Annotated in this window: 28 protein-coding genes; 17 read left to right on the top strand and 11 right to left on the bottom strand. The window is 72.6% G+C overall.

Features of this window, described 5'->3' with window-relative positions; all coding sequences use genetic code 11:
• Window positions 1-273 precede the first annotated feature (273 nt).
• From IEZ01_RS33115 to IEZ01_RS33105, 3 genes are all read left to right on the top strand, one after another.
• The gene (locus tag IEZ01_RS33115; RefSeq protein ID WP_019891812.1) at window positions 274-2,550 is read left to right on the top strand and encodes a S9 family peptidase; all 2,277 of its coding nucleotides are present in this window, start codon (window positions 274-276) and stop codon (window positions 2,548-2,550) included.
• A gap of 171 nt (window positions 2,551-2,721) precedes the next feature.
• Entirely contained in the window at window positions 2,722-3,525 is an 804-nt protein-coding gene (locus IEZ01_RS33110; protein ID WP_189205463.1) for a HEAT repeat domain-containing protein, read from the top strand.
• A 61-nt stretch (window positions 3,526-3,586) separates the two neighbouring features.
• On the top strand, window positions 3,587-4,111 hold the full coding sequence (locus tag IEZ01_RS33105; RefSeq protein WP_019891810.1) for a hypothetical protein: 525 nt from the start codon (window positions 3,587-3,589) through the stop codon (window positions 4,109-4,111).
• A gap of 34 nt (window positions 4,112-4,145) precedes the next feature.
• On the opposite strand, the gene IEZ01_RS33100 is transcribed toward IEZ01_RS33105, so the two are convergent.
• The 3 genes from IEZ01_RS33100 to IEZ01_RS33090 form a co-directional block, all read right to left on the bottom strand.
• Window positions 4,146-4,406: a hypothetical protein gene (locus IEZ01_RS33100; RefSeq protein ID WP_158685746.1), complete on the bottom strand. Its 261-nt coding sequence runs from the start codon at window positions 4,404-4,406 to the stop codon at window positions 4,146-4,148.
• Between the two features lie 165 nt (window positions 4,407-4,571).
• Window positions 4,572-5,558 carry an aldo/keto reductase gene (locus tag IEZ01_RS33095; RefSeq protein ID WP_019891807.1) on the bottom strand — a complete coding sequence of 329 codons (987 nt, stop codon included), beginning with the start codon at window positions 5,556-5,558 and terminating at the stop codon, window positions 4,572-4,574.
• A 209-nt stretch (window positions 5,559-5,767) separates the two neighbouring features.
• Window positions 5,768-6,256, bottom strand: a complete 489-nt coding sequence (locus IEZ01_RS33090; protein ID WP_019891806.1) for a carboxymuconolactone decarboxylase family protein — start codon at window positions 6,254-6,256, stop codon at window positions 5,768-5,770.
• Between the two features lie 264 nt (window positions 6,257-6,520).
• Between IEZ01_RS33090 and IEZ01_RS33085 the strand changes: the two genes are divergently transcribed.
• From IEZ01_RS33085 to IEZ01_RS33065, 5 genes are all read left to right on the top strand, one after another.
• Window positions 6,521-7,546 (top strand): threonine/serine dehydratase, encoded by a 1,026-nt coding sequence (locus tag IEZ01_RS33085; RefSeq protein WP_189205461.1) that lies wholly within the window; start codon window positions 6,521-6,523, stop codon window positions 7,544-7,546.
• A gap of 130 nt (window positions 7,547-7,676) precedes the next feature.
• Window positions 7,677-7,937, top strand: coding sequence for a type II toxin-antitoxin system Phd/YefM family antitoxin (locus tag IEZ01_RS33080; protein WP_189205464.1), 261 nt, complete (start codon window positions 7,677-7,679; stop codon window positions 7,935-7,937).
• A 96-nt stretch (window positions 7,938-8,033) separates the two neighbouring features.
• Complete coding sequence (locus IEZ01_RS33075) at window positions 8,034-8,822, top strand: GNAT family N-acetyltransferase (protein WP_189205459.1); 789 nt, start codon at window positions 8,034-8,036, stop codon at window positions 8,820-8,822.
• 219 nt (window positions 8,823-9,041) lie between these two features.
• The gene (locus IEZ01_RS33070) at window positions 9,042-10,226 is read left to right on the top strand and encodes a tetratricopeptide repeat protein (protein WP_189205457.1); all 1,185 of its coding nucleotides are present in this window, start codon (window positions 9,042-9,044) and stop codon (window positions 10,224-10,226) included.
• A gap of 32 nt (window positions 10,227-10,258) precedes the next feature.
• Window positions 10,259-11,314: a polyprenyl synthetase family protein gene (locus tag IEZ01_RS33065; RefSeq protein ID WP_019891798.1), complete on the top strand. Its 1,056-nt coding sequence runs from the start codon at window positions 10,259-10,261 to the stop codon at window positions 11,312-11,314.
• Between the two features lie 225 nt (window positions 11,315-11,539).
• Here IEZ01_RS33065 and IEZ01_RS33060 read toward each other — a convergent pair whose 3' ends face one another.
• Together IEZ01_RS33060 and IEZ01_RS33055 are read right to left on the bottom strand one after the other, a co-directional pair.
• The gene (locus IEZ01_RS33060; RefSeq protein ID WP_189205455.1) at window positions 11,540-12,406 is read right to left on the bottom strand and encodes a hypothetical protein; all 867 of its coding nucleotides are present in this window, start codon (window positions 12,404-12,406) and stop codon (window positions 11,540-11,542) included.
• Between the two features lie 126 nt (window positions 12,407-12,532).
• A complete protein-coding gene (locus IEZ01_RS33055) occupies window positions 12,533-12,955 on the bottom strand; it encodes a peptidase inhibitor family I36 protein (protein WP_019891795.1) in 423 nt (140 codons plus the stop codon).
• Window positions 12,956-13,131: 176 nt separating this feature from the next.
• Between IEZ01_RS33055 and IEZ01_RS33050 the strand changes: the two genes are divergently transcribed.
• The 5 genes from IEZ01_RS33050 to IEZ01_RS33030 all read left to right on the top strand — a co-directional run bounded on the left by IEZ01_RS33050 (window position 13,132) and on the right by IEZ01_RS33030 (window position 15,776).
• Complete coding sequence (locus tag IEZ01_RS33050) at window positions 13,132-14,079, top strand: LysR family transcriptional regulator (RefSeq protein WP_189205453.1); 948 nt, start codon at window positions 13,132-13,134, stop codon at window positions 14,077-14,079.
• A 91-nt stretch (window positions 14,080-14,170) separates the two neighbouring features.
• Entirely contained in the window at window positions 14,171-14,548 is a 378-nt protein-coding gene (locus IEZ01_RS33045) for a hypothetical protein (protein ID WP_189205451.1), read from the top strand.
• Between the two features lie 300 nt (window positions 14,549-14,848).
• A complete protein-coding gene (locus IEZ01_RS33040; RefSeq protein WP_019891792.1) occupies window positions 14,849-15,118 on the top strand; it encodes a hypothetical protein in 270 nt (89 codons plus the stop codon).
• Window positions 15,115-15,456, top strand: a complete 342-nt coding sequence (locus IEZ01_RS33035) for a DUF6247 family protein (RefSeq protein WP_019891791.1) — start codon at window positions 15,115-15,117, stop codon at window positions 15,454-15,456. Before IEZ01_RS33040 ends, IEZ01_RS33035 begins: the two co-directional genes overlap by 4 nt.
• A complete protein-coding gene (locus IEZ01_RS33030) occupies window positions 15,453-15,776 on the top strand; it encodes a hypothetical protein (protein ID WP_028798343.1) in 324 nt (107 codons plus the stop codon). The genes IEZ01_RS33035 and IEZ01_RS33030 overlap by 4 nt, the downstream gene beginning before the upstream one ends.
• Window positions 15,777-15,899: 123 nt before the next feature.
• Here the strand turns inward: IEZ01_RS33030 and IEZ01_RS33025 are convergent, their stop codons facing one another.
• Together IEZ01_RS33025 and IEZ01_RS33020 are read right to left on the bottom strand one after the other, a co-directional pair.
• Window positions 15,900-17,309, bottom strand: coding sequence for an FAD-dependent oxidoreductase (locus IEZ01_RS33025; RefSeq protein ID WP_019891789.1), 1,410 nt, complete (start codon window positions 17,307-17,309; stop codon window positions 15,900-15,902).
• A gap of 52 nt (window positions 17,310-17,361) precedes the next feature.
• A complete protein-coding gene (locus IEZ01_RS33020; RefSeq protein WP_019891788.1) occupies window positions 17,362-18,531 on the bottom strand; it encodes a polysaccharide pyruvyl transferase family protein in 1,170 nt (389 codons plus the stop codon).
• Between the two features lie 479 nt (window positions 18,532-19,010).
• Between IEZ01_RS33020 and IEZ01_RS33015 the strand changes: the two genes are divergently transcribed.
• The gene (locus tag IEZ01_RS33015; RefSeq protein ID WP_019891787.1) at window positions 19,011-19,286 is read left to right on the top strand and encodes an isoamylase early set domain-containing protein; all 276 of its coding nucleotides are present in this window, start codon (window positions 19,011-19,013) and stop codon (window positions 19,284-19,286) included.
• Between the two features lie 81 nt (window positions 19,287-19,367).
• On the opposite strand, the gene tpg is transcribed toward IEZ01_RS33015, so the two are convergent.
• The 3 genes from tpg to IEZ01_RS33000 all read right to left on the bottom strand — a co-directional run bounded on the left by tpg (window position 19,368) and on the right by IEZ01_RS33000 (window position 23,388).
• Entirely contained in the window at window positions 19,368-19,925 is a 558-nt protein-coding gene (tpg, locus tag IEZ01_RS33010; protein WP_019891786.1) for a telomere-protecting terminal protein Tpg, read from the bottom strand.
• A 10-nt stretch (window positions 19,926-19,935) separates the two neighbouring features.
• Window positions 19,936-22,167, bottom strand: a complete 2,232-nt coding sequence (gene tap, locus IEZ01_RS33005; protein WP_189205449.1) for a telomere-associated protein Tap — start codon at window positions 22,165-22,167, stop codon at window positions 19,936-19,938.
• 99 nt (window positions 22,168-22,266) lie between these two features.
• Window positions 22,267-23,388 (bottom strand): LysR family transcriptional regulator, encoded by a 1,122-nt coding sequence (locus IEZ01_RS33000; protein WP_189205447.1) that lies wholly within the window; start codon window positions 23,386-23,388, stop codon window positions 22,267-22,269.
• A gap of 159 nt (window positions 23,389-23,547) precedes the next feature.
• On the opposite strand from IEZ01_RS33000, the gene IEZ01_RS32995 reads away from it, so the two are divergent.
• The 3 genes from IEZ01_RS32995 to IEZ01_RS32985 all read left to right on the top strand — a co-directional run bounded on the left by IEZ01_RS32995 (window position 23,548) and on the right by IEZ01_RS32985 (window position 25,982).
• Window positions 23,548-24,081: a hypothetical protein gene (locus tag IEZ01_RS32995; RefSeq protein WP_189205445.1), complete on the top strand. Its 534-nt coding sequence runs from the start codon at window positions 23,548-23,550 to the stop codon at window positions 24,079-24,081.
• A gap of 145 nt (window positions 24,082-24,226) precedes the next feature.
• Entirely contained in the window at window positions 24,227-25,444 is a 1,218-nt protein-coding gene (locus IEZ01_RS32990; protein ID WP_189205443.1) for a serine hydrolase, read from the top strand.
• A 28-nt stretch (window positions 25,445-25,472) separates the two neighbouring features.
• Complete coding sequence (locus IEZ01_RS32985) at window positions 25,473-25,982, top strand: hypothetical protein (protein WP_189205441.1); 510 nt, start codon at window positions 25,473-25,475, stop codon at window positions 25,980-25,982.
• Window positions 25,983-25,995: 13 nt separating this feature from the next.
• On the opposite strand, the gene IEZ01_RS32980 is transcribed toward IEZ01_RS32985, so the two are convergent.
• Entirely contained in the window at window positions 25,996-26,520 is a 525-nt protein-coding gene (locus tag IEZ01_RS32980; protein ID WP_189205439.1) for a hypothetical protein, read from the bottom strand.
• Between the last annotated feature and the right edge of the window lie 113 nt (window positions 26,521-26,633).

The following is a 26,633-nucleotide window of genomic DNA, read 5'->3' as shown; positions in this document are numbered from 1 at the left end:
ACACCCACGGCACCAACGCCGCCCTCAACATCAACGCCACCACCTCCTACGGCAACATCACCGCCCGCAGCCTCTGAAGGCGCAGCCACCCCTGCCGGCCTGTGGCGCGGCCCGCGGTGTGCAGGGGCCGTCCCTCAACAGCCCCCACCGAGAGGGCGAGACGGCGAAAGACCCTCGCCCGAGCCCCCCCATGTCATGATCAGCTTCGCCGTGACGGCGGCGCCACCGTGGCGTCACCGTGTCGGCAACCAACAGCGAAGAAGGCCACAGGATATGAGCACCATTCAGGACTACCAGGCTGCGGAACAACTCCTGCGCCGGCCCGCCCGCCCCGGCGAGCTCGTCATCGGCGACAAGGTCAGGCCGCAGTGGACCGACGGCGGTGCTCGCTTCTGGTACGCGGTGAACGACGGCGCCGGCAGACGGTTCGTGCTGGTCGACCCGGCGGCGGGCACCCGGGAGCCGGCCTTCGACCACGCCCGGCTCGCCGCCGCTCTGGCCGCCGCCTCCGGGCAGCCGGTCGACCCCGAGGCCCTGCCGTTCATGGCCATCGAACCGGCCGAGGGCGCCGTGGAGTTCGGCGCGCTCGGCGCGTACTGGCGCTGCCGCCTGGACGACTACACCTGCGAGCAAGCCGAGTTCACGCCGCCCGGCAGCCCGCTGGACGTGCCCTCGCCCGACAGCAAGCTCGCCATCTCCCAGCGGGGTCACGACCTGTGGGCGCGTTCGCTGTCCGACGGCCGTGAGTGGGCGCTGACCACCGACGGCGAGCCCGATCACCGCTACGGCTCCGGCCCGCAGTGCACGGGCAACGCCACCCTGCTGCGCAAGTTCGGCCTGCCGCACCTGCCGCCGGCGGTGGCCTGGTCGCCCGACTCGACGAAGGTGCTGGCGCACCGGACCGACGAGCGCGCCGTCCGACAGACGCACCTGGTGGAGGCCCGGCCCGCCGACGGCGGCGCGCCGGTGACCCACACCCAGCGCTTCGCCTACCCCGGTGACGAGCACGTGCCGCAGGCCGAGTTGGTCGTGCTGGACGTGCAGGCGGGCACCATGGTCCGCGCGCAGGCCGAGCCGCTGCTCATGCCGCAGCTGTCGCCGATCACGATCAAGTGGGCGTGGTGGGCCGAGGACAGCTCGGCGGTGTACTACCTCAGCCGGCCCCGGGACCTGCGCACCCTGACCCTGCACCGGCTCGACGCGGTCACCGGCGAGGTCACCACCGTCCTCGCCGAGAGCGGGGAGAGTCGCGTGGAGCCCAACCAGTGGATATTCGAGCCGCCGATCGTGCGGGTGCTGGCCGATGAGGTGCTGTGGTACTCGCAGCGGGACGGCTGGGGCCACCTGTACCGCTACGGCCTGCGCAGCGGCGAGCTGCTCGGGCAGGTCACCTCCGGGCAGTGGGCGGTGCGGCAGATCCTGCGCGTCGACGAGGCCGAGCGGGTGGTGTACTTCACCGCCTCCGGGCTGGTCGAGGCCGATCCGTACCGGCGCACGGTGTGCCGTATCGGCCTGGACGGCTCCGGCTTCGCCAAGGTCACCGACGACGAGCTGGATCACATCGTCACCCTGGCCGACGGCCAGGAGTACTTCCTCGACTCCGCCTCCACGGTCGACACCCCGCCGGTGACGACGGTCCGTGACTGGGCCGGGCGGGTGCTGGTGGAGCTGGAGCGCGCCGACATCGGCAAGCTGACCGCCACCGGCTGGACGGCGCCGGAGCGGTTCCGCGTCAAGGCGGCCGACGGGGAGACGGACATCTACGGGGTGCTGTACCGGCCGCGCGGGTTCGACCCCTCCCAGCGCTACGCCGTGGTGGACAACCTCTACCCCGGCCCGCAGGTCAACCGGGTCGCCCCGTGCTTCGACCCGGGCGGGATGGGTCTGGACGCGGAACCCCTGGCGGCGCTGGGCTTCGTGGTGGTGGCGCTGGACGGGCGCGGCACCCCGGGTCGGAGCAAGGCCTTCCACGACGCCTCCTGGGGGCGTCTGGCCGACGCGGGCGGCCTGGCCGACCATGTCGCGGCGCTGCGGCAGCTGGCACGGACCCGGCCGTGGATGGACCTGGACCGGGTGGGGGCCTTCGGTCACTCCGGCGGCGGGTTCGCCGCGGCGCGGGCGATGCTGGACTTCCCCGAGACGTACAAGGCGGCGGTCGCCCTCTCCGGTTCGCACGACGCCCGCTACTTCAACGCGGGCTTCGTGGAGACCTACGACGGCGCGGACAACCCCGAGGCGTGGGCCCGCACCTCCAACGTGGACCTCGCGGACCGGCTGGCGGGCAAGCTGCTGCTCGTCCACGGCGAAATGGACGACCAGGTCCACCCGGATCTCACGCTGCGGCTGGCCGACCGCCTCATAGCCGCCGACAAGGATTTCGAGCTGCTCATCGTGCCGGGGGCCGAGCACACGTTCATCGACCACCTGGCCTACGTCCGCAAGCGCGGCTGGGACTTCCTGGTACGCGAACTGATGGGCACGCAGCCGCCCGCCTACCGCCCCTCCCCCATCGCCGTCGGCCCGGAGCTGCTGGCGGAACTGTTCTCCTGAGCGGTGACTGTTCGGTGCCCCTGCGTCGCGAAGACGCAGGGGCGCTTCTTCGGGTGTGGCCGATGCGTACGTCCGCCTCCGGCACATGGAGCCGGGCGGAGCCCGGGGGCCGCGGTCTGGGGATCGGTTCCGTCAGGGCCGGTGAGCGGGCGGTCGCCTAGCATGCCGGCCATGGCGATGTTCGTGCATCTGACGTCTGCGGCGAACGCGCCGCGCATCCGGCGCTCCGGGATCCGGGCGGCCGGCTGCGGGCAGGGCGGTGCGCGGGGGGTGTACTGCTTCCCGGTGCTGCCGTCGTACACCCTCACTCACCAATGGCTGCGTGAACTGGCCCGTTTCGGCAGCCGGGGCGGGCTGGTGGCCGTCCATGTGCGGCTGGACGACGCCCAGCCCGTGCTGGTCGAGCACTACACCGACCGGCGGCGGGAGGCTCAGGCCACCGTCCCCGCCGCCGAGGCGGTGCGGCGGATCGCGGTGCTGGAAGACCCGCGCGGGTGGGAGGTGTTCCTGCCCCGGGCGATCCGGCCGCGCGAGATCCACCGGGTCCGCACCGCGCCGCAGGTGGTGGGCTGGCGGTACCAGCCGGACGCGCACGGCGTCTCTCCCTGCACCTGCTTCGGGTGCCGGGTGCGCGGCGGGTACGGGGCGCGGCGCCTGCGCGAGCGGCTGCCGCATCCGCTGGACGGGCCGGCGCCGCCGGCCGGGGTGCTGCTCGCCCAGGTCGCGGCGGCCGGAGTCCCCGGAGACCCGGCCGTCCTGCGGGAGGCACTGCACTGGTTCGGCATGCGCCGGCGGGGCCCGCTCCCCCGGTTGACCCCTCTCGCCGGCCACCCCGACCCGGCGGTGCGGGAGGAGCTGGTGTGGGCGGTCGCCCGCTGGTCCACCCCTGGAGTCGCCGAGCTGCTGGACGCTCTGGCCGACGACCCGCATCCGGACGTACGGGAGGCGGTGGAGGCGGTCCGGGCGCCGGAGTGATGCACGATCGGCGCCGGTGGGAGACTGGCCGGCCGTGCAGTGAGCAGGAACAACAAGGGGGATGGAGATCATCGTGCGAGGGGGACTGGGGCGCACCGCCCTGGCGGCCGTGGTTCTGGCGGTGTTGATGACGGCGACGGGCTGCGCCTATGCGCTGAGGGACCTGGGGCCGCTGCCCCCGCGTTTCTCGGGGCCGCCGATGGCTGCGGACACGGCGGTGGCGGAGATGACGTCGGTCCTGGCGGCGGAGGGCTTCACGGTGGAGAGGGAACCCTCGAACGTGCTGGGCCGGTGCTTCGAACGGCTCTGGGGACGGCACACGCCGCAGACGGCGAATGCCGCCCTGAAGGCGGCCTTCGCGCGGGCCCGTTCGCAGTACGGCTGGCAGAACGGTCCCGACATGGGCAGCGAGACTCTCACCCTCACCAAGGGCAACTGGACGGTCCTGGCCGGCCTCCCCACGGAGCCGGCCCAGGGCCTTGAGGCAACGGTTGTGATGTCGCTGACCTGCGTGGACGCCGGTACGCCCACCGCTTTCCCGGCCTCGTCCGTACCGGAGCTGACCCCGGAACCGGCGAAGTCCTGAGGGAGGGCGGGCGTTTGGGGACCTGACGCTGCGCTCAGCAGTTCTCGGTGATCACCTGCTCCAGGGTGTCGAGAGAGAGCCTTTCCTGCTCGAGCTGGTCCCGCAGGCTCGCCACTCTCTGCTCAAGGGCCGCGATCGCCGCCTGGTCCGGGTCCGGCTGCCCCTGGAGGTCGGTGATCTCCCGCTCAAGGCGGGTGATCTCCTTCTCGCGGCGGGTGATGTCGTCGCGGGCCATGTCCGCCGCGCGGCGCATCATGGCGCAGGGACTTTCGGTTCGTACGGCTTCGGCTGCCATCTCAGCACTCCTTGATCTTGCGGCACGCGGGGTGGCGTGACGGGTCCACCTTGAGGGGCTGGGGTGGCCCACCGCCTTTTGAGACGGTGCGGACGGGTGAGGGGCGAGGGCGGCGACGCGGTACCGGGCCCGGGGCGGCGTGCCGCAGTGGGCCGGGTTGCGGGGTCAGTTGTTGACGAAGGTGAGGCTGGTCGCGTCGTAGCGGGTGCCCGCGATCTGCTCGGGCGGGGCGGCGGCCTCGATGGCGGCCAGGTCCTGGGGGGACAGGTCGAGGGCCAGGGCGCCAAGGTTCTCCTCCAGGTAGCGCAGGCGCCGGGTGCCGGGGATCGGGACCACGTCCGCGCCGCGGTGCTGCACCCAGGCCAGCGCGAGCTGGCCGGCGGTGACCCCCTTCGCCGCGGCCAGGTCCTTCAGCTTCCGCACGATCGCCAGGTTTCGTTCGAGGTTGCCGTCGGCGAAGCGCGGCTGGCTGCGTCGTACGTCGTTCTCGGCCAGCCCTTCGACCGAGCTGTACTGGCCGGTGAGGAAGCCGCGCCCGAGCGGGGAGAACGGGACCATGCCGATGCCCAGTTCGCGGCAGACCGGGGCGATCTCCGCTTCGATGTCGCGGGTCCACAGCGACCACTCGCTCTGCAGCGCGGTGATCGGGTGCACGGCGTGGGCGCGCCGGATGGTGTGCGCGCCGGCCTCGGACAGCCCGAGGTGGCGGACCTTTCCGGCCTGCACCAGCTCGGCCATGGCGCCGACGGTCTCCTCGATCGGTACGTCCGGATCGACCCGGTGCTGGTAGTAGAGGTCGATGTGGTCGACCCCGAGCCGGCGCAGCGACGCCTCGCACGCCTGGCGCACGTAGGCGGCGTCGCCGCGGACCCGGGTGGGCTCGCCCAGGCGGTTGGCGAAGCCGAACTTCGTGGCCAGCACCACCTCGTCGCGGCGCCCGGCGACGGCCCGCCCGATCAGCTCCTCGTTGTGTCCGGCGCCGTAGAAGTCGGCGGTGTCCAGCAAGGTCACCCCGAGGTCGAGAGCGCGGTGCAGGGTCGCGATGGACTGGGCGTCGTCGCTGTCGCCGTAGCCGTGGCTCATGCCCATGCATCCCAGGCCCTGCGCGGAGACGGCCAGCCGGCCCAGGTGTCGGGTGGGGACGTCGGTCATGTGCTGCCTCCTGAGCTCGGAAAAGTGATCTGCCCAGGACGCTAGGTGTTGGAGCGCGCTCCAAGTCAACCGCGTAACGGCCCGGGGGGCCGGGGCGGCTGAACCGGGCGCTCGCGGCTGCGGGGAGGGTGGCCGGTGCGGGGCGCGTCCGGCCGGTGGCCCGGCCCCGCTCACGGTTCAGCTCGTCAGCGCCACCGTCAGTCCCGCCGTCAGTCCCACTGCTCGTCGGCGAGGGAGGTGACCGGCTGCGGCTTGCCGATGACGGCCAGGGCGATGAAGAAGTTGATCTGACCGATCGCGATGGTGAGGGTGGCCAGCGCCTTGTCGTCGTAGTGCTTGGCCACCTCGGCGTACAGCTCGTCCGAGACGCGTTCCTTGCCGTGCGGTGCGGGCTGGAGGGTGGCCTCCACCAGGGCGAGGGCGGCACGCTCGGCGTCGGTGAAGTAGGGGGCGTCCTGCCACGAGGAGACGGCGGTGATGCGCTCCTCAATCTCCCCCGCCTTCCGCAGGAAGGAGGTGTTCAGAATGGTCAGGTAGGTGTTGCCCACGATCTGCCCGGCGCGCAGGTGGACCAGGCTCATGGTGGTGCGCGGCACCGAGCGGTTCCCGGTGGCCCGGAAGAGGGCGGCGCTGATGTCGCTCAGCTCGGGCACGAACTCGCCGGGGTTGGGCATGCGGGAGACGGAGGGGTTCGTCATGGCTGTGTCCTTCGTGTCGGCTTGATCGGCGTCTTCACTGCACTGACGGAGGGACGGACGGAGATGTGACAGGAATCCGGAAAAGATTTCTTTCCGGCGCGCGCGGGCAGGGTGGCAGCCGTGTCCGGCCATCCCGGTTGCGGCAGCGCGGACGGCCGCGTCGGACGTTCCAGATCAGCCCGGGCGGGCGCCGTAGAAGGCCTCGACCGCACCACCGGCCGGGTCGTCGCCCGGCCATGTCCCTCTTATCGCAGGAGCAGTGAAGTGCACCCACTGACGTACGGCGACATCAAGGCCGCCGCCGACCGGATCGCCGGGCACGTGCGCCCCGTCACCGTGGCCAGGGCCGAGCCGGGCGCGTTCCGCACCGCCCGCCACGACGCCGTCGGCGAGCGGCCTGAGGAGGCGTGCGAGGTGTGGCTGGCGCTGGAGTTCATGCAGCACACCGGCAGCTTCAAAGCCCGGGGCGCGCAGAACTTCATCCAGGCCCACCGCGCCGTCGGCACCCTGCCGGACGCCGGGGTGACCATCGCCTCGGGCGGCAACGCCGGCATGGCGTGCGCCTGGGCCGCCCAGCAGCACAACGTCCGGGCCACGGTCTTCCTCCCGGTGGCCGCCCCGGCGGTGAAGGTGGCCAGGCTCCGCGGCTACGGCGCCGACGTCCGCCTGGTCGGCACCGAGTACGCCGAGGCACTGGCCGCCTGCGAGGAGTTCGCCGCCGCCACCGGCGCGCTCGCCTCGCACGCCTACGACCACCCGCTGATCGCGGCCGGCGCCGGCACGCTGCTGGAGGAGATCCACCAGCAGATCCCGGACCTGGACACCGTGGTGGTCGCGGTCGGTGGCGGCGGCCTGTTCGCCGGGGTGGCCACCGCCGCCCAGCACCACGGCATCCGCACCGTCGCGGTCGAGCCGGAGAACTGCCGCGCGCTGAACGCCGCGATCGAGGCCGGCCGCCTGGTCGACGTCCCCGTGGACTCCATCGCCGCCGACTCCCTGGGCGCCCGCCGTACCTCCGCCATGGCCCTGCACGCCGGCCAGCACAACGGCGTCCGCTCCGTCCTCGTCCCGGACGCCGACATCGTCCGCGCCCGCCAGGCTCTGTGGGACCACCGCCGGATCGCCGTGGAGCACGGTGCGGCCACCGCTCTGGCGGGCCTGCTCGCGGCCGGCGATCCCGGGCCCGACCGAGCCCTGCCGAGCCGCGGCTACCGGCCCGGCAGCGGCGAAAAGGTCTGCGTGGTCCTCTGCGGCGCGAACACCGACGCCGGAACGCTCATGCAACCCTGAGCCCCTGGCCTCGACCTGCGGCCGCGGTCCGGCCCGGCGGCGGGCCTTGGGCAGTCCGGGCAGCGCCCCTGTTCCTCTCGTACGCCGCTACCCGGAGACGGGACGCTGCGGGCAGGGCAGAGTTCTGTCCCTGAGTGAGACTGTGCCGATCACCCAAGCGCGGGCCCGGCCGGCGTCGCTGGTGCGCCGCACCTCGCAGGCCTGGGAACGGATCACGATCACCGACCGCGGCCGGCCTGCGGCCGTGCTGATCAACCCCCGGGAGCTCGCCGACCTCGAAGACGCCCTGGCCCTGGCCCTGGCGCAGTACCGCGCCCGCAAGAGCTCCGGGGAGGCCACGGGCGTTTGCCACGATGAGGTCCGGGCCCGGCTCGGGCTGCAGCGCGGTTGACGTACGAGCGTCCGGGGCCGGGCCGGGTGTGCGGCCCGGCCCCTTCCGCCCGCTCCTGGACGGAGCACCGCCCAGGCACCGCCGTACGCTGGGCGGGTGACCCTGCGCAGTCTTCATGACCGATCCGACCTGGCCCAGCGGTTCGGGCGCGATCCGATGATGCATCTGATGGAGCTCGGCGACCTGGACGACCTGCTGTGGCCGCACACCAGCTGGTACGCGGTGTCGGAGAGCGGGCCGGTCGCGCTGCTGTACACGGTCGGGGACATTCCGACCATGCTCGGCTTCTCCCGGCCCGCGCAGGCCGCGGAGCTGGAGGAGCTGGCCGGTGCGCTGGTGCCCGTCCTGCCCCGGCGTTTCTTCGGGCATCTGACCGGAGCGGCCGGCAAGGTGCTGGGGTCGGCGTACGCGGTCCACACGCACGGCACCCTGCTGCGGATGGCGCTCACCGACCCCGGGCGCGCCGCCCGGCATCCGCAGGGCCCGTGGCGTCCCGCCCCGCTGAGCCGGGCGGATCTGCCGGAGCTGCTGGAGCTGTTCGCGCAGGCCTACCCGGGCAACTGGTTCGACGAGCGGATGCTGGACACCGGCCAGTACGTGGGAGCCCGGCAGGACGGGCGGCTGGTCGCCGTGGCGGGTGTGCACGTCTGCTCGGCCGCCTACCGGGTCGCCGCGATCGGGAACGTCACCACCCACCCCGAGGTCCGCGGGCGGGGCGCGGGCGGAGCCTGCGTCGCGGCGCTGTGCCGGCGGCTGGGCAAGACCGTGGACCACATCGGGCTGAACGTCCGGGCGGACAACACAGCCGCCGTCGGGCTCTACCGCAGGCTCGGCTTCACCGAGGTGAGCGAGTTCACCGAGGCCACCTTCACCGCGCTCCCGTAGCCGCCGCCTCCCCCGTTGGCGGGCCAACTCCCTTTCCGCAGCCGGTGGCCGGTCCGTCCGCCGGAGGCGGCCGTCGTACGCCTCGGTGACGATCTTCGGCCGTCGGCGTAGCACTTGAGGATGACGCCGCACCCGTACGTAGATGGACTTCGAGGCCTGTGCGGAACCTCCGCCTCCTGTCGGCGTCTTGATCGTCAAGACGACTGGAGGAGGGCTCTGATGGCAGGTCAGGTAAGTGAGGCGGCACGGGTGAAGGCGTCCGCGCCGGAGTACCAGGGGGCTCTTGGGTCGCTGTCGGTGAACGCCTCCCTGGCCGAGGTGCTGGCCCGGGGCCTTGAGGAGCTGGCGGCGGCGGAGCGGGCCGGTGAGCGGTCGGAGGTGGCGCGCTGCGGGCTGGCCGTGGCGGAGGCGTACCGCAGGCTGGGGCGGATCGAGGAGGCCGACCGGGCGTGGAAGGCGAGCTATCGCGCGGCGCGTTCGGCCGGGCACGAGGGCGCGATGGCGTGGGCCTTGTGGAGCGGTGGCACGCTGGCCCGGCAGCGGGGCGCGTTCCGGCTGGCGTACCGGTTGCTGCGGCTGGCGGCCGACATGGGTGAGCGGGGCGGGGACGTCGTCGTGCGGGGTTACTCGCTGGCCGGGCTCGCCGAGACCGGGCGAATACAGGGCGATTACGAGACTGTGGGCAGGCTGCACGAGCAGCTGCTGGCCGAGGCCCGCCGGCGCGGGGAGGCGCGGCATACGGTCTGGGCGCTGGAGGGCATCGCGCAGATGCACCGCAACACCGGTGCCTACGACAAGGCGCTGGCGCTGTTCGAGGAGGCCGCCGAGACGGCGCTGCGTGCCGAGGACCGGCGCGGGTGGGCGTGGGCGCTGCGGGGCATCGCCGATGTGGTGTCCGTACGGGACGGGGACGTGGAGCGTGCCCTGTCGCTGCTGTCGCGGGCGGAGGAGGCCTGCCGGGAGATCGGCCTGTCCAGCGCGCTCGCCTACAACCACAAGATGCGCGGCAACGTGCTGTACCGGGCGGGCCGGTACGCCGAGGCCCGTGAGCTGTACACGCGGGCGCTGGAGGAGTTCCGCGAGATGGAGGAGCCCCGGGGTACGGCGCTGTCGCGGCTGGGGCTGGTCAAGGCGCGGGCCCGGCTGGGCCAGGACGCCGCGCGCACCGCCGCGGAGCTGGCGGAGCTGCGCAGGATGCTGGACCGGATCGGGCTGCGGCACGCCCGGGAGATGGTGGACAAGGCGGCGGCCGAGCTGGGCGTGGGCCCGCTGCCGGAGCCCGCCGGAAGCGGAACGGCGGCCGCTGGAAGCGGGACGGTGCTGCCGGCGGAGGGGGCGTGGGCGCTGCGGGCGGCCGATGTGGACGGGCTGCGGGCGGCGGCCGGTGCGGAGGGGCCGCGGTGAGCTCTTCTCTGACAACGTCGTCACCGTCACCGGTGCAGGCGCCTGCCGGTGACCGGGCCGCGGCGGTGGCCGGTGTGCTGGCGCGCTGTCGTGAGCTGGTGCGGCCCGCGGTGGTGGAGGCGGTGGGGCAGCTGCATCCGTGGACCGGTGAGATGGCGGCGTACGCGCTGGGCTGGAGCGATACGGCCGGGACGCCGGATCCGGGCGGCTCCGAGGGCAAGGGGGTGCGCCAGGCGCTGGCCGTGCTGGGGGCCGAGGCCGTGGGTGCGGACGGCGGCGCCGGCGTCGCGGGGGCGGTGGCCGTGGAGCTGGTGCACACCTTCTCCCTGCTGCACGACGACATCATGGACGGCGACGGGCTGCGGCGGCAGCGTCCGGCGGTGTGGAAGGCGTACGGGACCGGTCCGGCCGTTCTTGCCGGGGACGCGCTCCTGGCCCTGGCGGTGCAGAGGCTGGCCGAGGCGCCGGGCCCCTGGTCGGCGGTGGCCGTGCGGCATTTGTCCGGGACGCTGAGCACGCTGGTGTGGGGCCAGGCGGAAGATGTGCGCTTCGAGCGGCTCCCGTGGAGCGGGCCGGGCGCGGTGGGGCCGGAGCAGTACCGGTCGATGGCGGAGGGCAAGACGGGGGCGCTGCTGGGCTGCGCGATCGCGCTCGGTGCGGTGCTCGGCGGTGCGCAAGCCGGGACGGTCGCGGTGCTGGAGCGGGCTGGGCGTCATCTGGGCGTCGCCTTCCAGGCGGTGGACGACCTGCTCGGCATCTGGGGTGACCCGGCGGTGACGGGCAAGCCCGTCCACGGCGATCTGCGCCGGCGCAAGAAGACCTACCCGGTGCTCGCCGCGCTCGCCGGGGGCGGGCCGGCGGCGCGCGAGCTGGCGGTGCTGCTGGAGTCCCCCGGGCCGCTGGACGGCGCGGCGGCGGCCCGTGCCGCCGTACTGGTGGAGGAGGCGGGCGGGCGGAGCGCGACCCGCAAGGAGGCACGCCGGCATCTGGACGCCGCCCGGCACGCTCTGCGCGAGGCCTCGCTCACGCCCGCGGCCGGCGCGGATCTGGACGCGCTGTTCACGTACCTGCTGGACCGCAGCTGGTGAGGGCGCGCGGCGCGCCAGGCTCCAGCGGCTGTCCGGCATCTTCCAGGGGTGCCTTTCCCGCGCCTGCGTACCGACCGGCAGCGGCCTGGAGGTTTTCGGCCGCTGGGAATCGCGGGAGGCGAGGGTCCGCTTCGGCGGGCGGATGATGCCCGTCGCCACCGGGACGGGCGTCCCCGCCGCCCCGGACCGGGTCCACCCGGTGCACCACCACTGGTCCGCCGGCTGCTAGCGCGGACCGTGGGAGGCGCGGCCCTTGTCGTCCAGGACGCGGCGGGCCGCTGCCACCCAGCGGTCCTTGCGGGCTTTCGCCTCGCGCAGCCGGTCGGTGTTCTGCCGGATCAGGCGGTGCTGGACGCGGGTCTCGGCCGCCGCCCAGACCTTCACCAGCTTCGCCGACTTCTGGCAGGCCACGTCGGCGCGGGCGGTGGCGCGTTCGGCCGGTGTGGGGCCGGGTGTCTGCCAGCGTTTGTCGGCGGCGGCGGCATAGGGGTCCGGGTAGTCGAAGCCCGCCTTCGCCATGCAGGCGCGCCAGGTGCGCAGCGCCTGGCGCACTTCGGGGGTCCGCCGGGCGGTTTCCAGGGCGGTGCCGGTCAGCTGGTTGAAGGCGCGGTAGTCGGGTGGGGCGGTGTCGCCGACGAGTTGGCGCTGGGCGGTCTTGAGGCATCCGCCCTTTCCCCGTGAGCCGTAGGCCGCGTCCAACACCTTCGCCGGGAGCGCTTCGCGCTCGTCCCAGGCGCGGTCGCGCCGCACCACCGACGGCGGGTCGGGGCGCGGGTGGTATCCGTGGCGGACCGCTTCCGCGTCCGCTCCGTACCGGCGCAGGTTCGGCGGCTCGATGTCCGTCGCGTCCACCCGGGGAAGGGTCTTCCACTCCATGCCGAGGTCGTTCATGCACCGGCGCATGAGGATGTCCTGTGCGTCCTCCATGAGGTGGATCTCGGCCACGGTGGATGTGTAGGCGTCCAGGGGCAGTTGGAGGGGTTCGGCGTGCGGGGCGGCGGGCGTGGATCGGTGTTCCCCGGCTGTGCAGGCGGTGGTGGCCAGGAGCAGCAGGGTGAGCGCGGTGGTGATCCGGGCGCGGGAGGGCGACATGGCTGCCTCTCGTGGTGCGGTGCGCGGTGAGTCGGCGGGTTGGTGTGGTTCGGGGCAGGGGGTGGGGTGCGGCCCCGGTCGCCGCACCCCACCCGTCAGCCATGCGTTGCTGACGGAAAGCCGCTGTCAGTTGAACCTGACGGAGGTCGTGCTGTCGTGCATGTGGTGGTGGGAGCTGAACTTGGACTCCGACAGGCGCGCCGGCAGGGTGAAGTGGGCGCCCTCATAGCCGGCGTGCTGGTAGAAGGTGACCGATCGGTTGCCCAGGTTCTTGGCCGAGCTGATCTTGTCGTTCCAGCCGTCCTTCTTCAGATTCTTCATGTTCTCGGTGAAGATCGTGTTCGAGCCGTTGAAGTTGGCGTCCTCGTACACCTTGACCTTCGTGACACGGCCCTTGGCCGCGGCAATGTCCGCGTGGCTGTCCGCGGCGACCTGCACCGCACCACCCTGGGACGGCGCGGCCCCGGCCGTCGCCGATCCCACGCCGACCAGGCCCGCGACACTGAGCGCCACCACACCGAGCGACATGGCCACATTCTGCTTCATCATTCTTCCCCTCGTTTTCCAGCGGCCCATATTCCCCGGACCGCCGCTTTCTGAATTCCATTCTGGCGGGCCCGCATTCGCATAGGAAGGGTTCATTGATGCGGCTGAATTCGCCACTGATACCCTGCCTGCATTAGTTCGGGACGGGTGACCAACTGTCCTGGTATGGGGGAGGATTCATGACCACGGATCCCAGTACGCATCAGTTACGTCTGCTGCTCGCACTCGCGGAGGAGTTGCACTTCGGCCGGGCGGCCAAGCGCGAGTTCATCAGCCAGCCCGCGTTCAGCCGCCAGATCCGCGCCCTGGAGGAGCACTTGGGCGTGGCGGTCGTGGAGCGGTCCACGCGCCGGGTGGAGCTGACACCGGCCGGGAAGGCGCTGCTGCCCTTGGTACGGGCGGCGGTGGCCGCCGCCGACGAGCTGCGGGGTGCCGCCGAGGGTGAAGCGCACGCGCACTCGGGCCGCGTGGTGCTCGGTTCGTACATCACCGCTCTGCCGGCGCTGCGGATACTCCTGGACCGGCTGCGAGAGCGGATGCCGGGCCCGGAGGTGGAGTGGCGGGCGGTGGACAACGTCGAGCAGCTGAGCCTGCTCGTGGACGGCCAGATCGACGGCGTCATCTGCTACGAGCCGCTGCCGGAGGGCATCAGCACCCTCCGCCTCGGGACGGAGGAACGGTTCGCCTGTATGCCGGGGACCCACCCGCTGGCCGAGCGCGAGACGCTGGCCCTGGCGGACCTGGCCGACGTGCCCGTCATCGGCTACTCGCCGCACGTGGACCCGGAGTTCCGAGCCTTCTGGGCCGTCGACCCGCGCCCCGACGGAACCCCGGTGCGCTACACCGACCACACGGCGACCACCCTGGAGTCCTATGTCGCCCTGGCAGGTCTGGGACACGGCATCCGTTTCATCCCCGAGGGCTGCCTGCACCTGATGCCCCGGCCCGGTGTCCGCTTCGTCCCCGTCACCGATCTGCCCCCGTGCGTCCCGGTGCTCGCCTGGCCGGCCGCCCGTCCTCTCACCCCGGCCTTCGGCTCGCTGCTGCGCCTGCTGCGGGCGCATGCGCGTACCACGGACCGGGAGACTCTGCGGAAGACCGGCAGACGCTGGTGGAACGTGGCCTGAGGCACCGTCAGGTCCATGGGCGGGGGGTCCGGTCCCCTTCGCCTGGCGGCCCGGACGACGACCGGGGATCGCAGGGGGCGAGACTCTTCCCATGAGAGTCAGATGCCTGCAGATCATCCACCCCGCGGCCGACGTCCCGGTCGCGGAGTACGAATCGATCCGCGTGGGCGGTGTCTACCCGGTTGCGGAGATGGTCGCCCACGACATCGAGTGCCAGATCCGCGTGCTGGGCCCGGGCACCCCCGACCCCGGACTGCTCTGGGACGCCGCCGACTTCGAGACGGTGGACGTCCGCATACCCCCCGGCTGGACCCTGGTCATCGCCGACGGCCGCACCCGCCTCGCGGACGCCCGCTGGCAGCGCCCGGGCTTCTGGACCGACTACCACCACGGCGCCCCGCGGGCCCTGGCCGACTACGAGCACGTGAAGCGCGAACTCCTCGCCGCCGCCCCGCCGCACGGGAACTGACCCTGCGCCCGGGGTGTCACCTGAGGCCGGCGCCCTGGAGCGCAGTTCGTTCTGGATCGCGCTCACCGGCACGTTGCGCGGGCTTGTGCCCTGGGCCGAGGCGAGGGCCGCGCCTTGACCGGCTCGGATGCATGCCGTGATGGGCGCCTCTTTCCTCACAGGGGGAAGTCCCGACCTTCTCATGGTGTCGGCTCATACCACCTCTGACCTGGTGATTCGTACCAGGATCTCTGTATGAGGGGGCACCTCAACAGCAATGCGGATTGCAATTAATGCGGTGGGACGCGCACACTCCAGACCATGAGTGACACACTCCGCACCCGAGCGCGACAGGCCGAACTCTCCCCCGCGCAGAAGCGTGAGCTCGACCGGGCGCAGGCTGCCCTCGTCAGGGCCAAGAAGGCGTTCGCGAAGACCGCGGGACGCATAGCCGTCGACCTCGGCCGGGGTGGGAACTCAGCCGTCGCCCGGCATCTGGATGTCACCCCACAGCACATCTCCGGCCTCGCCGCTGCCTACCGGGCCAAGCTCGACCCCCAGACCGAAGCGACCGAGGAGGCGGCGGCATGACGACCGCTCCGAAACCCTCCGGCATCCCGCCCATGCCTGAGCGGAACCCCAAGGCCCTGCGGGCCGCGATCGCCGAGCACGCCCCGCAGCTCCTCCCCGACTTCGACGCGCACTGGAAGCGCGCCATCGCCGACACCTACGACCTCGCCCCGGTGCCGGCGTTCCTCGCCCGCTGGTGGACCGAGTTCGCTCTCGCCCGCGATCCCGAGCTCGATAAGCGAGTTCTCCAATTGGAAGCCGAGGCAGCCGACGCGGCCGACAACGCCACCGCCATGGCCCTGCTGGAACAGGCCGCACACCTGCGCCGCGAGGCGGGAAAGGCGGAGCCCGGCCGGTGAGCGGAGAATTCATGGGCCCGCCCTGGCAGATGGACTGGGTCCGCTCGGCCCGCGCCGACCGTGACGCTTTACCCGAAGCAGTGCGCGACTTGGTGGACGCCGTCCGCGCCGAGCTCGTCACCGTCAAGGATCCGTACTTCCGGGGCATCGACAACCGGCCGGATCTGCCCGAGGGATGCTGGGTGGAACCGGGCCGCTCGACCGTGCCCGACGGCACACACATCGCCTACTACGACCACGGCCGTGGCTGGCTTCGATACACCTTCGTACGCCGCTCCGCGGACCCTCAGATCGTCGTCGAAGAGGTGTTCTGGCAGTAGCCGACCGATCCCGGGTCCGACAAGGCTCGGCTCCCTGCCGATGAGGTCGGCCCCTTCGTCGTACGTCACCCTGGCGGCTCGCCGCCGCCGCGCCGCACGGGAACTGATCCCGCGCCCGGGTGGTCACCGGAGGCTGGCGCCCTGGGAGCGCAGTTCGTCCTGGATCGCGGCCACCGGCACGTCGCGTGGGCTTGTGCGCCGGGCTGAGGCGAGGGCCGCGCAGACGCCTGCCGCCTGGCCGGTGGCCATGGAGATCGGCATCACCCGGTAGGAGGAGTGGGCGATGTGGTCGCCGGAGATGCAGCGGCCGGCGACCAGGACGCGTTCGAGGTCGAGGGGCAGCAGGCAGCGCAGGGGGATGTCGTAGGACTGGCCGCGGGGTACGCGTTTGAGGGTGGTGCCGCGGCCGCTGGGGTTGTGGATGTCGACGGGGTAGGCGCCCCGGGCGATGGCGTCGTCGAAGGTGCGGGCGGCCAGCACGTCCTCGCCGGTCAGCTGGTACTCGCCCAGGATCCGGCGCGTCTCGCGCACGCCGACCTGGACGCCGCTCTGCGCGACGTAGGAGTCCTTGAAGCCCGGTACGCGCTCCCGCAGGAAGCGGGCGATCTGTGCCATCTGGCGGTGGGCGGTGAATTCGGCGCGGGTGAGGTCCCAGACGCTGGTGCCGAGGACCTCGGTGACCCGGGTGGAGTTGACCGCGATCTCGCCGGTGTTGGGGGTGGCGAAGAAGAGGATGTCCTCACGCGGCAGGTCCAGCTCGCCGGCGTCGGTGGCGGCGCGGACCAGGTCCCACAGCCCGTGGACGCCCTTCCACTGGTCGGGATTGGCGTGGGCGTAGGCGGCGAATTCGTCGTGGTCGAAGCGGACCATGCGGAACATCAGCGTCATGGGCTGGGTCCAGCCGTCCTCCGGCCGGCCGATGTCGTACGCCGCCCCGGCCGCGGCGGCGATGTCGCCGTCGCCGGTGCAGTCGACGACCACGTCCGCGTCGATGACGACCGGCCCCGACTTGGTCTCGAACACCGCTCGTGCGCGGTCGGGCAGCGGGAGGAACCCGGAGGCGGTGGCGTGCAGCAGGGTACGTACCTCATGCGTCTCCAGCAGCTCGTACAGCACGAGTTTGAACAGCTCCGCGTCGAAGGGCACGGTGTAGCCGGTCTCCAGCGAGGGGCGGATAGCGGCCTTCGCGCGCACCAGCTGTTCGAGCAGCACCCACAGCACGCCGCCGACGACCGGCTCGCCCTCGCCGTGGTCGGGCGGCAGCAGGCGGGCGGCATCGCCGGCGACCGCCTGCTTGACCTCGTTGTGGAAGCTCATCAGCGGCATGACCAGGGCCGCTGTGGCGTTGCCGCCGAGGAATCCGTACCGCTCGACCAGGACCACCTGGGCGCCCGCGTTCGCCGCCCCGAGGGCCGCCCCGATGCCGGCCGGTCCGCCGCCGACCACCAGGACCTGGGTGGAGCCGGCGTGCAGGGCCTGGCGCGGGGGCAGCTCCACGCTCCGTGGCACGCGGGGCGGCATCAGGTACGTCACGGTTCCTCCCGTCGGGGACGCGGGCAGCGCGGGCGTGTGGGTCTCAGGTGCGTCAGGTGCGGGTCGCGGTCTGGGGTGCGGGCTGGTGGTCCAGGGGCCGGGGGGCGGTGGCGTCGAGGTAGCTGATGAGCCGGTCGGCGGTCTGGGCCGCCCGCAGCTTCATCGACGCCGTACGGGCGGCGCTGTGGGCCACGCGGGCGGGCCGCTCGTCCCACAGCCGGTCCACCTCGGCCAGGAGCGGTCCCGCCGCCTCCCTGACCACTCCGCGCAGCGCGGGCGCGCCGATCTGCTGGGCGAAGTCGAAGACCTTTCCGGCGTAGGGCAGGGGCAGCAGCGGGATGCCGGCCAGCGCGGCGAAGATCAGGAAGTGCAGTCTCATGCCGATGGCCAGGTCCAGCTGCTGGACGATGTCGAGGACCTGCTGCGGGCGGTACGAACCGTGCAGCACATGGCAGCGCTCGGCGTGGATCATGTGGGAGACCACCGCGTGCGCGTGCCGGATGTCGTCGCGTTCCATGGGGACGAAGACGACATGGGCGTCCAGCCGGTGGACCAGGAAGTCGCCCACGTTCGCCAGGAGCTGGTGGTAGCCCTCCTCGTCGAGGTGCTCGGCCGCGCGGCCGGGCTCGCGCACACTCATCCCCACCAGGCGGACCCCGCGCGGCACCCCTTCGGCGCGGAGCAGCTCGATACCGCTGTCGCCGGGTTCGAGCAGCAGCGCCGGGTCGGCGGTGACGCAGACGGGCCGGGCCAGGCCGGCCTCTTCCAGGACCAGCTTCGACTCCTCGTCGCGGACCGTCACCTCCGCCGCGTCGGAGAGCGTCGCGCGGACCCAGGCGCAGTCGGCCTCGTCGGTGAGCGGGCCGGCGCCGATGGCATAGGTGAACAGCGGTACGCCGAGGTCCTGGGCGGTGCGGGCCAGCCGCAGGTAGCGGCGGGCCTCGGTGTTGTAGAGGATGCCGCCGCCGCCGAGCACGAGCACGCTCAGCTGCCGCAGGTGCTCGGAGATCCGGTCCCGGCACACGCCTTCCCAGCCGACCACCTCGATGTCCGGATAGGTGCTGCGGCTGTAGGCGGGATCGCGGGAGAAGAGCATGAGGCGGACGTCCGGGCGCGCCAGGCGGATGCCTTCCAGCATGGCGGCGAGAATCGCCTCGTCTCCCACGTTGCGCCCGCCGTAGGAGCCGAGCACGCCGATGGTCGTGCTGCTGCGACTGTCCATGTTCAGCCCCCTCGCGGGTCGAACAGGCCTTACGGGCCTTACCGGGGATGCGGGTCTTACCGGGGATGGTGTGGGTGGTGGGCGGACGGCGCGGGGCCGCCTTAAGGCCCGTGCCGGGTACCGGTCGCCGGGCCGGGCGGCGGGCCTGTGCGGCCTGTGCGGTGCTGCAGTTTTTGACGTACCTCTCCACCAGTTCACCCCCCCGGACGGTTTTGCGCCTCTCAGCGCCGCAGGGCGGCGGCCCGGCCAGGGGTGCGGGTCGTACGGGAGGCATGCCGGCTCGGCTACCCGCCCGGAGCGCGGTCACTCTCCGCCAGCGGTTCGGCCGGCCGGGCGGGCCGGCGGGGCTGTGGGCCGGCGGGCGGCCATGCCGGACGGGTGAAAGGTGGGGGCTTGCGCGGCCGTGTCGGTGGGCGGCGGTGGCGGCCGGTCGCAGGATGAGCGCTACATTCCCCTCTCGTCGCCAGGAGCGTGTTCCGGTGCTCGAACGCAAGCAGGTCAAGGGCCGCGCCCAGATCACCTTCGTCCTGCCGGACGGCAATCCTCCCGGCCCGGTCAGTGTGGTGGGCGACTTCAACGACTGGAAGCCCGGCACCCACGTCCTGAAGCCGCGTGCGGACGGGATGCGCGCCGTCACCGTCGCCCTGCCGACCAAGCGCGTGCACTCCTTCCGCTACCTGGCCGCCGGTGACTACTGGTTCGACGACGAGCACGCCGACGGCCACGACGGCACCAACAGCCGCCTGCACACCTGACCCCGCACGCCCACGCCTCGCCCCACCCACGCCTCGACGCGCCCCGCCCCGGCTTCGGCCCGGGCGGGGCGCGTCTGCCTGCTACAGCTCGAACTCCAGGTGCTCGATGTCGGTGAAGCGGACCTCCTCCAGGGAGCCGGCGCGGCGGCCGCCGTCTTGGAAGTAGACCTCCTTGAGGGCTTCGGCGGCGATCTTGCCGAGCTCCTGGTCGCCGGCGCCGCGCTCCTGGGCGTCGAAGAGGCGGGCGGCGTGGCGGGGTGGCAGGGCGACGGTCAGGTGCCGGATGCGGTCCTGGTCCGTCGTGCCGATCGGCGCGGTGTAGCCGAGGCGGGCGCGGGTGTCGATGACGATGCCGTCGGTGGTCGCCGCCCTCTGCCGGGCCTTGGCGCGGATCTGCGGCTGCCAGCGGGCCTGGACCTCGCGCTCCAGGCGGGCGGCGAGGTCGGGGCGGGGTTTTCTGATCTGGCCCTTCACATACCGCTCGACCGTGCGCTGGGAGATCCGCAGCATCTGGGCCACGGCCCGGGTGCCTTTGAGCTGCTTGACCAGGTACCGCATCTGCGCCCCGGCCGACTTCGGTACGGGCCGGGTGAACGCCTTGCGTACGGCATGGTCCAGGCCGTCGGCGAACATGTTCATCGCGCTGCGCCTACTCCCCGTTGTCGGTGCCGGTCACGGTGCCGTCCTTGATGTACCGGGCGAGGTTGAGCTCGGGTGCGTCGAACTGCTCGCGGACGCCCTCGCCCCACAGCACGCTCTGGGTGCCCTCGTGCTTGACCAGGCCGGGGTTCACGCCGAGCCGGAAGCCGCCGGGCAGTGGTGTGCCGTCGCGGTAGGGCAGGAAGTCCAGTGGCGAGGGCCCGTCGGCCGCGTACACGGCGCAGTCGGAGAGGATCGCGACCGGGTACTCCCCGGTGAAGGCGGCGTGCTTGAGGATCTTGCGGTGCATGTTGACGCGGGTGCGGGAGATGACGGCCGCGCGGATGTCCGGGCGCCAGGTCGGGCGGGCCAGGGCGCGCCAGGGCTGGCCGGGCTTCCAGCCCTCGCCGCGGGGGCGTTCGCGCAGCTTGCCGATGCCGCCCTTCACGGTCGCCTTGATCGCCGACACCACGACGGCCAGGTGCGGGTCGCGCCGGCGGTAGGTGTCCATCGCCGCCAGGAAGTCCTGCGGCGCGAGGTCGGTGCCCACGCCGAGGTCGGCCATCGTGGCGAGGTAGGCATCGCGCAGCCGCTGGTACCAGCCGTCCAGGTAGCGGCCGTTGTCGTAGCGTACGTACGCCTCCAGGGGGGCGACGTCGTAGCCGAGCTCGACGGCGTAGGCGACGGTGGGGGTGGCGAACCAGGCCGGGCCCTGGGGCCGCTCGCCCTTCGGGGTGAACGGGCTGGGCAGCAGGTCGCCGTCGAGGCGCACCCATTCCTTGCCCGACTTCACCTTCGACAGGTCGATGTGGGAGAGGTCGACCAGCCAGGAGCCGGGCAGCTTGGGGTCGAAGGCCGGGTTGGTGAGGTGGGTGGGCGCGCCGAGGCCGACGGTGAGCCCGTTGGCTCCGGCGGCGAAGGCCATGTTGACGTCGATGCCGACCAGGTGCCGCTTGGTGCACTCGGCGTCCGTGAGCGGGCGGGCCCAGTCGTAGGCCTCCTCCACCAGGACCTCCGAGGGGGTACGGCGGTGGAAGCGCGGCAGGCCGGCCAGGAGCGGGTGGCCGTCGGGGGCCTCGCACGGCGCGCAGTCGACGGGGTCGCTGCCCAGGCTGCCGGGGTTGTGCTCGCTGTGCCGCTTGCCGTCCGCGTCGGGCTGGGAGGCGCGGGTGGGCGGGTGCAGGGCGGTCATCAGTTCCAGGCCGGTGACGGCGGTGGAGCCGCGCGGGGTCATCACCCGCTGCGCGTACGTGCCCAGCAGGCGGGCGAGTTCGGCCGGCGGGAGGTCGGCGGCACCGTTCCAGTGGCGGGCATCCAGCGCGTCCCAGGAGGGGACGCACAGCTGGACGCACGCGCGCTCGGAGCCCTGCGCGGGGCGGTAGATCCGCGCCCACGGCCCGAAGCCGCGCTTGGTCAGCTTCCAGTCGGCGCGCGCCAGCTGCTTGACGACCTTGTGGTTCTCCGGCAGCCGGCCGGCGAGCCGCTCTTCGTCGCCGAGGGTCACCGGCAGGCCGTAGCGCTGCAGCGCGCTCTTGGTGAGGACGAGCAGCGGGTCGGCGTCCTTGCCCGCCCCGACGAGCTTGGGCTGCCCGAGCTTCGCCTCCTTGAGGGTCCAGTCGACCAGGGCCGGGAGGGACTTGGCGGGGACGTCCAGGATCAGGCCGCCGACGCAGTACGCGAGGCCGTCGCCGTCGTCGGTGACGTCGACGACGGCGAGAGGGCCGTTGGCGAACCGCGCGTCGGTGCCGGCAAGGGTCGTGGCCGGGGCGGGGGTATTGGCGGGGGCAGGGGCGGGTTTTCTCGCGGCCGGGGGGCGGGGCGTACGGGGTGGGGCGGCCGGGGCGGGGGGTTCGGCGTCCCCCGTGGGAGCGGGAGCGGGGGTGGGGGCGGGGGTGTCCGGCGCTGTGGCCGGCGGCGTCTCCTGTGCCGTGTCCTGTGCCGTGTCCTGTGCGGGCGCGGCGGAGTTGGTGGAGGCAGGATCGGGGGCGGTGTCGGCGGCGGGGTAGAGCTCGGCGAGCTGGTCGAGCAGGCGGGCGTACGCCTCGCGCTCGGGCCCGCGCGGTTCCGTCCTGGTCCTGCTGGACTCCCAGCCGCTGACGGTCGCCCGCCTTACCTGGAGCGCGGCGGCCACCTCCTCCAGCGTCAGGCCGTGCGCCTGGCGCAGCCGTTTGCGCTCGGCGGGCGGCGGCAGCGGGGCCCGGGACGCGACCAAGGCGTCGACCGCGTCGAACAGCTCGGACATGCAACACCTCCTGTTCCGGCCCACACTAATCCACGAACCGTACGAATCGCGTACGTCGACCGTACGGTTCGCGTACGAAGTGCGTTCGGTGCGGCAAGGTCAGCCCGGGAGGCAGCCGGGCAGCCGGCGAGCAGGGGCCGGGGGTGGGCTGAGGGAGGCGGCCGCGTGGACGGCGGCCTGGATGACCGGCTCGGCCCGGTTGGTCCGCAGCCAGGCGAGGGCCGAGGTGGACGGCGGCAGGTCGGTGACCTCGACGTAGCGGACGCCGGGCCGGGGGAAGAAGTCACGGGCGGCGGCGGGCAGGAAGCACATTCCCCTGCCCTGGGCCACGAGGTGTAAGAGCCCTTCCATGTCGGAGGCGACGGGCCCGTAGCGCACGGGTGTGCCGTCGGGTCTCGGATCGACGGCCCAGAAGTCCCACCAGACCCGGGGCACCTGGGGCGGGACGTCGATCACCAGGTGGCGGGCGAGTTGGGCGAGGGTGATGCGGTCCCGGCCGGCGAGCGGGTCGCCCGCCGGCAGGCACGCCACCCGTGGTTCCGTGGCCAGGTGCAGCACCTCGATGCCGCTGGGAACCGGCGGGCGGAGGAAAACGATGTCGACCTCCTGCCGGAACAGGGCGTCGACGTGGTCGATGAAGTTGAGGCTGCGCACGTCGATGTGCAGGCGTGGATGCCGCTCGTGCAGCAGGCGCAGCACCGCGCGGGTGTGGGGCATGGCGGCTTCGGCGCCGATGCTGCCGACGACGAGCCGGCCGGAGAGCCGGCGTGCCTGGGTGTGCGCGCTGCGGCTCAGCCGGTCCACGGCCGCCACCGCCGCGCGCGCGTCCGCCAGCAGGACGCGCCCCGGCGCGGTGAGGGTGACGGCCCGGCTCGTACGGTCGAACAGCTTCAGGCCGAGGCGTCTTTCCAGGTCCTTGATCTGCTGGCTCAGCGCCGACTGCGTGATGAACAGGCGAGCTGCGGCCCGGGAGAAGTGGAGCTCCTCCGCCAGGGCGACGAACAGCCGTAGTTGATGCAGGCTCGGCGTCCGCGAGTCCGGCCACGGACCCGGGGCGGGCTCGGGCGCTGGGGCCGGTGCCGCACCCGGGTCCGGGTCCGCACCCGGGTCCGGGTCCGCACCCGGGTGCGGGGCCGTACCCGGGTCCTGTTGCGGGTCCGGTTCCGGTTGCGGGCCTGTGAATGGAGCGCCGCCGTCCACAGCCGCTTCGCCTGCGGTCATGATGAATCCCCCATCGATCGTCCCTCATGTCGCATGGTCCCAGGCGATGACATGAACACACCTGTGGTGGAAGGCTCCCGAGCCACGCCGTCGGCAACCGAAGGGTGCCGCAAGGCAGTTGAGACCGATCTCTTCATTCTCTACACCGGGGGACGAAAAATGTCTGTGAGAAGAGCGGTGGCGGTGATCGCCGCCCTCCTGGCCGTGCTGTTCGCCGGAGGCGCCGCACAGGCCTCGCCCGCGCAGGCCTCGCCGGCGTCGGCCGAGGGCCCACGAGCCGCCGCCGCGCACAGTGACGTACGCACGGCTGCCGTACGGACGGCCGCCGCCGGCCCGTTCACCGCGCAGGGGTCGTGCACGTACCGCAATGTCAGTCACTACGACGCCTACACCAAGCGCACCTGGACCAGTGACTGGGTGTGCGGCAACCGTGCCGGAGCCCCGCTGTACGCCTGTGGCAGTTTCATCTCCGCATGCCCGGTGATCGGCTGGCTCGACACCTCGCCCAGCTGGTTCGTGTGCTGGGGCAGGGGCGCCTGGCACAACGGCGGCAACAACATCTGGTACTACACCAAGGGCGACCGGATGGCCTCTGGCGAGGCCGGTCACCATGGCTGGGGCTTCATCCCCGCGGTCGACGTGTGGACCTCGACCGACCCCTGGCCCGGCATGAGGGAGTGCAACATCCCGTAAGCCGGCCCCACCCCCTCTTCGCCGGCCTTCGGCTGGTCTTCCGCGGCTCGGGAGCCGTTGCGGCTCGGGAGCTGTTGCCTGCGGGTCCCGTCGGAGCCCCTCGCGTTCGCCGCCGGGGGCTCCTCACGTCAGGACGGACGACGACATGCGTAGTACTGCCCTCCCCCAGGCCCCCGCGCGCCGCCGGGCCGGGAGCCTTCTCGCCGCGGCGGCGTTCCTCTCCCTCCTCTTCACCGCGGCGGCGTTCCCGCAGCCCGCTGCCGCCTCACCGGAACCCGCGCGCGGCACCTTGTCCGCCGCAACGGCCGGTGCCGAGGTGCCGGCCGGTGTGACGGCCGGGATCGCGGTGTTCGACCGGCAGACCGGCACCTTCACCGAGCAGCTGAACCCGGGCCTACGGTTCCGGTCGGCCTCGATCGTCAAGCTCCTGCTGGCGCTGGACTTCCTGTGGACCCGCAGCCCCGACGCCGTCCCGGCCGCCGACCGTACCCGGCTGGAGGCGATGCTCCGCAGCAGCGAGGACGGCGCGGCCAACCACTACTGGTCCGCCTACGGCGGGCCCGCGATCGTCAACCGCATGATCCCGCGGCTCGGCCTCACCGACACCGCGCCGCCCCCGGCCGGCTACGAGGCGTACTGGGGCTACACCGCCATGTCGGCCCGCGACACCGTCAGGACCTACCGCCACATCCTGGAGGTGGCGCCGCCGGCCGTACGGGACTTCCTCATGGAGGCGCTGCGGGGTTCGACGCGGTGCGCGTCGGACAAGTTCGACCAGCACTTCGGTGTCGCCGCCGCGTTCGACCGGCCCTGGGCGGTGAAGCAGGGCTGGTCGGGGCAGTACGCGAAGGGCACCTGCGGCCCGGCGAGCGGCACCCCGCTCTCCCCCGCCGCCCGGCCCGCCGCCGGTCGGGGAAGTGCTGCGGCGAGTGTGGACCTGAGCCGTCCGGCGCTGCACACGACCGGCACCGTCGGGGCCGGCGACCGGTCCGTGGTGGCCGTGTTCACCCTGCACCCGCAGGGCACGTCGTACGGCAAGGCCTACACCGACCTCGGCCGCCTGACGCGTTCGCTGAACGTGCCCGGGGCCACGGCACCGACCGGGAAGTGGTACGGAACGTGGGGGTCGGACGTCAACGTCCGCAGGGACGCGCTCATCGGGGACAACGTGCTGACGCGGCTTCCCGCCGGCGTGGAGGTGCTGGTGGGCTGCCAGAAGAAGGGCCAGGTCGTCTCCGTCCCGCCGTACACCAACGAGTGGTGGGCGTACCTGCCGCAGTACGGCGGCTTCATCTCCCACATCTACATCAGCCATCCGGACAACCAGCTTCCGGACGTTCCGCTGTGCCCAACTCAGCAGTGAAGCCGCCCCTTGAGGAGAAGGAGAAACGATGTCAGGTAACACCAGGCGTTCGGCCCTCGGTGTGATCGGTGCCGTCCTGTGCGTGCTGGTGTCCGCGTTCGCCACGGGCCCGGCCCAGGCTGCCTCGGACACGCCCCGCAAGAGCGGCAGCTACATGATGATCATGCCGCCGGCGCCTGAGGGCGCGAACTCGCCGTCGTCGCTGTCGGCGCGGGGGGTGGCCGCGGCTTCGCCGACGGTCTCTCCGTGGGCGGACTATGTGCACACGACGTCGGGCCACCCCGTGGAGTGCAAGGAGGGGAACCTGTGCGCCGGGGTGTGGGATCCGGCGGTGGGCAAGTACAAGGTGTTCTTCCTCTTCCGGTGCAACCTGTACTCGCTGTCGTACTGGAACGGCTGGGGCCAGGCGGTGAACAACCAGATCGGCGCGGCTGCGTTCTTCTACGGCCAGAACGGCCAGGTACGGGACGTCGTGCTGCCGGAGAACAGGCCCTTCACGTACGACTGGACGCCGGTGTGGTCGATTCGTAACTGCTGAGCGGCCGCGGGTGTCACCGTCGGCGATCGCCGGGTCCGGGCAGTGCCCGGGCCTGGCGATCGGGCGTGTCCGGGTGGGCTTCGGTGCGTGAGGTGACTGCCGTGGGCTTGGTCCAGGAGCCCAGCAGGTAGCGGATCTTGCTGGGGTCCTGGCCGGTCGCGTCCGCGGTGGCCGTGATCGAGCAGCCGGCGATGTGGTGCAGGACGACCGCCTGGTACTGCAGGCCGACGTCGGCATGCAGGGGCAGCGGGCGGGTGCGGGCGTTGAGCCAGCGGGTGAAGTGGTCCCAGGCCTCGGCGGTGGGGTTGAGCCGGCTGACGATGTCGGACCAGTGGGTGACCAGGTCGCCGAAGGCTTCCCGTACGGCGGTGGCGGCGGCCGGGGCGTCCAGATGGGCCCGGGCGTAGGCGAGGTAGCGCGCGTGGTGCAGCCCGTAGAACGCTTCGAAGGCCGGCGGGAGGCGGAGCGCCGGCGCCTGCCCGGTGGAGGGTGAGGCCAGGGGCAGGGGCGGGGTGGGAAGCGTGTGGGTGAGGCTCATGGGTGTTCCTCCCCTGGTCGGGCGGCGGCTGGTGCTGGGGGTGGATGTCAGCCGAAGGCGGCTGCGGGCAGGGGGGACGGGGTCGTGGTGGTGAGGGCGGGTCGGGGGTGGGC

The sequence above is a fragment of the Streptomyces purpureus genome (genome assembly GCF_014648195.1).
Classification (GTDB): Bacteria; Actinomycetota; Actinomycetes; order Streptomycetales; family Streptomycetaceae; genus Streptomyces; species Streptomyces purpureus.
This window is presented reverse-complemented; position numbering and strand designations above follow the sequence as displayed.

Coding starts and splice junctions, on each gene's coding strand:
- tpg (WP_019891786.1), bottom strand. CDS start 19,925: ATGAACATGTTCGCCGACGGCCTGGACCATGCCGTACGCAAGGCGTTC.
- IEZ01_RS33110 (WP_189205463.1), top strand. CDS start 2,722: ATGGCGATGTTCGTGCATCTGACGTCTGCGGCGAACGCGCCGCGCATC.
- IEZ01_RS32995 (WP_189205445.1), top strand. CDS start 23,548: ATGTCTGTGAGAAGAGCGGTGGCGGTGATCGCCGCCCTCCTGGCCGTG.
- IEZ01_RS33090 (WP_019891806.1), bottom strand. CDS start 6,256: ATGACGAACCCCTCCGTCTCCCGCATGCCCAACCCCGGCGAGTTCGTG.
- IEZ01_RS33055 (WP_019891795.1), bottom strand. CDS start 12,955: ATGATGAAGCAGAATGTGGCCATGTCGCTCGGTGTGGTGGCGCTCAGT.
- IEZ01_RS33095 (WP_019891807.1), bottom strand. CDS start 5,558: ATGACCGACGTCCCCACCCGACACCTGGGCCGGCTGGCCGTCTCCGCG.
- IEZ01_RS33045 (WP_189205451.1), top strand. CDS start 14,171: ATGAGAGTCAGATGCCTGCAGATCATCCACCCCGCGGCCGACGTCCCG.
- IEZ01_RS33100 (WP_158685746.1), bottom strand. CDS start 4,406: ATGGCAGCCGAAGCCGTACGAACCGAAAGTCCCTGCGCCATGATGCGC.
- IEZ01_RS33040 (WP_019891792.1), top strand. CDS start 14,849: ATGAGTGACACACTCCGCACCCGAGCGCGACAGGCCGAACTCTCCCCC.
- IEZ01_RS33115 (WP_019891812.1), top strand. CDS start 274: ATGAGCACCATTCAGGACTACCAGGCTGCGGAACAACTCCTGCGCCGG.
- IEZ01_RS33070 (WP_189205457.1), top strand. CDS start 9,042: ATGGCAGGTCAGGTAAGTGAGGCGGCACGGGTGAAGGCGTCCGCGCCG.
- IEZ01_RS33020 (WP_019891788.1), bottom strand. CDS start 18,531: ATGGACAGTCGCAGCAGCACGACCATCGGCGTGCTCGGCTCCTACGGC.
- IEZ01_RS33050 (WP_189205453.1), top strand. CDS start 13,132: ATGACCACGGATCCCAGTACGCATCAGTTACGTCTGCTGCTCGCACTC.
- IEZ01_RS33060 (WP_189205455.1), bottom strand. CDS start 12,406: ATGTCGCCCTCCCGCGCCCGGATCACCACCGCGCTCACCCTGCTGCTC.
- IEZ01_RS33105 (WP_019891810.1), top strand. CDS start 3,587: ATGGAGATCATCGTGCGAGGGGGACTGGGGCGCACCGCCCTGGCGGCC.
- IEZ01_RS32985 (WP_189205441.1), top strand. CDS start 25,473: ATGTCAGGTAACACCAGGCGTTCGGCCCTCGGTGTGATCGGTGCCGTC.
- IEZ01_RS33000 (WP_189205447.1), bottom strand. CDS start 23,388: ATGACCGCAGGCGAAGCGGCTGTGGACGGCGGCGCTCCATTCACAGGC.
- tap (WP_189205449.1), bottom strand. CDS start 22,167: ATGTCCGAGCTGTTCGACGCGGTCGACGCCTTGGTCGCGTCCCGGGCC.
- IEZ01_RS33035 (WP_019891791.1), top strand. CDS start 15,115: ATGACGACCGCTCCGAAACCCTCCGGCATCCCGCCCATGCCTGAGCGG.
- IEZ01_RS32980 (WP_189205439.1), bottom strand. CDS start 26,520: ATGAGCCTCACCCACACGCTTCCCACCCCGCCCCTGCCCCTGGCCTCA.
- IEZ01_RS32990 (WP_189205443.1), top strand. CDS start 24,227: ATGCGTAGTACTGCCCTCCCCCAGGCCCCCGCGCGCCGCCGGGCCGGG.